The sequence below is a fragment of the Roseiarcus sp. genome, from assembly GCF_052145395.1.
Lineage (GTDB): Bacteria > Pseudomonadota > Alphaproteobacteria > Rhizobiales > Beijerinckiaceae > Roseiarcus.
Genome location: NZ_JBKQOT010000295.1, coordinates 1 through 2,895 on the forward strand (window position 1 = coordinate 1; position 2,895 = coordinate 2,895).

Below are 2,895 nucleotides of genomic sequence, written 5' to 3' on the forward strand. Positions count from 1 at the left end.
CTCTCGACCAGGGCAACCGGCTCGACTGGCTGAATTCAGGACTGATTTGCGGACTCCTGCTGGGCGGTGGCCTCCTGCTCGCCGCCTTCGTCGTGCAGGAACTGACCAATCCCCGACCCTGGATCGATCTTCGCTTCGCGGCCAGCGGCAACTTCCCGTTGCTCTTTCTCTTCATCGCGTTTTTCCGCTTCTCCATTCTGTCCACTTCCTACATCATCCCGCAGTACCTGACGACCGTCCAGGGTTACCGGGCGATGGAAGTGGGCAGCGTGCTGGTGTGGATTGCGCTGCCGCAATTCCTGCTGGCGCCCGTGGCGGCGACGATGCTTCGCTTCATAGACGCAAGGCTCTTGACCGCCGTGGGCTTTGCCCTCATCGGCGTCGCCTGCTTCATGGCGGCTCAGCTCACCGACCAGTGGATCGGCGACGACTTCCTGCCTTCGCAGATCGTACAGGCGTTCGGGCAGTCCATCGGGCTGACGTCATTGGTTTGGCTCAACCTGCAGAACCTGGACCCGACCCAGGTTCTCACCTTCGGCGCGGTGCTGCAAACCGGGCGCCTGTTCGGGGCGCAAATCGGCTCGGCCTTCGTGCAGACCATTATCCGGGTGCGCGAGCAGGTGCACTCGAATTACATCGGGCTGCACGTCACCCCCGCATCACAGCTCACCCACGACCGGCTGCAGGCCTATGCCCGGGCCCTGGCTGGGCGCTCGGTCGGCGAGGCTCAGGCCAGCGCCCGCGGAACCGCGCTCCTCGCCCATTCGGTGCAAGTCCAGGCCAATGTCCTGGCCTATATCGACGGCTTCATGATCATTGGCTTCGCCGTTATCGGCATGCTGCTGCTGATGCTGCTCCTGCGTGCGCCGGAGCCGCAGTCCAGCGCGCCAGACCGCGCGGCGGTCGCGCGCGCGTAAAGCAACGCCGACTCAGCGACAGGACCCCGCGCCGGCGCAGCAGCCACGGCGGCCGAGCGTCAGAGGCTCGCGGTGGTTTTTGAGGCCGCAATCGTTGATGCCGTCTTTCACGATTCGCGCTCCCGCCGGGAAGAGCGCGAAGTGGATGGACGCTCTCACTGAGTCAGCATGAACGTGATGAAGTCGCCTTTTTCCGTCGCCGTGCATTCGCGTCCGAGGACGTTGTTGCAGTTTCGTCCGAACCATTTCTCGGACTTTGCCTGATCGGTGTATCGCTTTGGATTCAAAGAGACCGCCATAGGGTCGATGTCCTTGCCGGCGCGAGTCTGCCCGACCTTTTTCGGGTCTGTTGTATGACAAGCCGTGCAAGAGGGCGTGTCGGGTTTGCCGGTCGTGAAATGGGTCCTGAAGAGTTGCTCGCCTCGCTGCGCGGAAAACCCGCTGAAGGCAGGATCGGTGGCTTTCGCTTCACTCGCATAGAAGTCGAGGAGTGGCTGCTGCGGCTCGCCTGAGGCGCCGCGTGCAAGCGCGCAGCACGCCACGATGACCCAAGCGCCGAGACGATGTGTCGCCTTCATTGAAAAGCTCGCTCCGGGATATCGATGTTCTGCGGATCGAAGCGACCGGTCGCAGCGTCGCTGTGACAGGCGTCGCAGGCCCCCTTCGCGCCGACCGCCCGGGATTTGAAGACGGCGTCCGGGATCCGGCGATGCGTGCGGGTCCAGTACGGCGTCGCCGTCAGCCGAAGCGGATCGCGCGGATTCGGAATCGCGAGCTCATGCGAAGCGCGCGTATCCCATTTCTCCGCGGAATTGCTCGCGAGGTAGGCGCGAATTGAGGCCGCGAGGTCGGGCCCGAGACTGGCGTCTTCGCCGAAATGATCGTCAAGGCCGTCCATCAGCGCAATCCAGCGCGTCCGCGGCGCCAGGCTCGGAGGATAGGCGAAATGGCAGCTCCCGCATTCCTTTACGTAAGTCCGGTCGAGCGGACCGGCAGGCACTCCGTACGCCGGGCGCGACGAGAGGTTGATGATCAGGTGAGCGCCGCCCGCCAGCAGAAGGAGAAGCGTGAGACCCGTCGCGACCGGTCTTGCTCTCGAGGGCCTGACGGCATCGTTGCCGGCATTGACCTCCTTTTCGCCGGTGAGCATGGCGAGGACCAGATTCGAATCGCTCCGAACGGACTCGTACGCAACGCCGAGAAGGTGGCCGAGGATCAGCAGGAGAAGGCCATAGGCGAAAGCCTGATGCACGTTCAGCGTCGCGGCTCCCGCAGCGTAGGACACTGCGAACGCCATCGGGCCCTGCTTGTCGACGCCGCCCAGAGTGACGACGCCCGTCACGACACTGAGCGTCAGGATCGCGAGCAGGGCGAACACCATCAGGCTGCCGAGCGGGTTGTGCCCGAGACAGCGGGGACGGCAACCCGCCGCAAATCCGGCGAGGTCGGCGGCGATCGCAGAGGGCGCCACGGGAAAGCTGGAGAATCGCGCATAGGTCGAGCCCGTGAAACCCCAGAGGATGCGAAAAGCGACTAGGCCTGCGATTGCCACGCCGGCGCCGACGTGAACGCTGAGCCGGCTGCGGGGTCCAAAAAGGCCGGTGACCAGCGCGACCCCGACCGAGAGGACCAGCAGCCAGTGGAAAAGGCGAACGCCGGGGTCCCAAACCCTCATCGAAGACGGGGCGACTGAGCCCGGGACGCAGTGCGCCGAAGGAAGCTGCTGCGCTTCGCCCTCCATCGACAGCCTATTGACCGCTGTCCTTGTGGCAGCCGAGACAGTTGGCGGCCGATTTGACGGGGGTGCGCTTCACGCCGCCGAAGTTGAAATCCGCGTGCATCTGGTTCCACCAGGGCGTAGCCGTAATTCTCAAAGGCGTGCTGTCCGACGGGAGCGCAGCCAAAAAATGCCGGTCCCGAAATGTGGCGTCTGGAGAATCCGCAGCGTGCGAGGTCAGGAAATCTCGGATGACATCCA

3 protein-coding genes and 1 pseudogene are annotated in these 2,895 nt (G+C 64.2%); 1 reads left to right on the top strand and 3 read right to left on the bottom strand.

The window, feature by feature from the left end:
- Nucleotides 1–917: pseudogene (locus ACLP25_RS09920) on the top strand (MFS transporter); the annotation flags it as partial.
- 155 nt (nucleotides 918–1,072) lie between these two features.
- Here the strand turns inward: ACLP25_RS09920 and ACLP25_RS09925 are convergent.
- The 3 genes from ACLP25_RS09925 to ACLP25_RS09935 all read right to left on the bottom strand — a co-directional run.
- On the bottom strand, nucleotides 1,073–1,495 hold the full coding sequence (locus ACLP25_RS09925) for a DUF1924 domain-containing protein (protein WP_442469034.1): 423 nt from the start codon (nucleotides 1,493–1,495) through the stop codon (nucleotides 1,073–1,075).
- On the bottom strand, nucleotides 1,492–2,592 hold the full coding sequence (locus ACLP25_RS09930; RefSeq protein ID WP_442469035.1) for a cytochrome b/b6 domain-containing protein: 1,101 nt from the start codon (nucleotides 2,590–2,592) through the stop codon (nucleotides 1,492–1,494). The genes ACLP25_RS09925 and ACLP25_RS09930 overlap by 4 nt, the downstream gene beginning before the upstream one ends.
- Nucleotides 2,593–2,665: 73 nt before the next feature.
- Nucleotides 2,666–2,895: hypothetical protein (locus ACLP25_RS09935; RefSeq protein WP_442469036.1), on the bottom strand; the 230-nt coding region annotated here is incomplete at its 5' end.

Bases quoted from the DNA above. Each gene is read 5' to 3' on its own strand.
- ACLP25_RS09925 (WP_442469034.1), bottom strand. From the start codon at position 1,495: ATGAAGGCGACACATCGTCTCGGCGCTTGGGTCATCGTGGCGTGCTGC.
- ACLP25_RS09930 (WP_442469035.1), bottom strand. From the start codon at position 2,592: ATGAGGGTTTGGGACCCCGGCGTTCGCCTTTTCCACTGGCTGCTGGTC.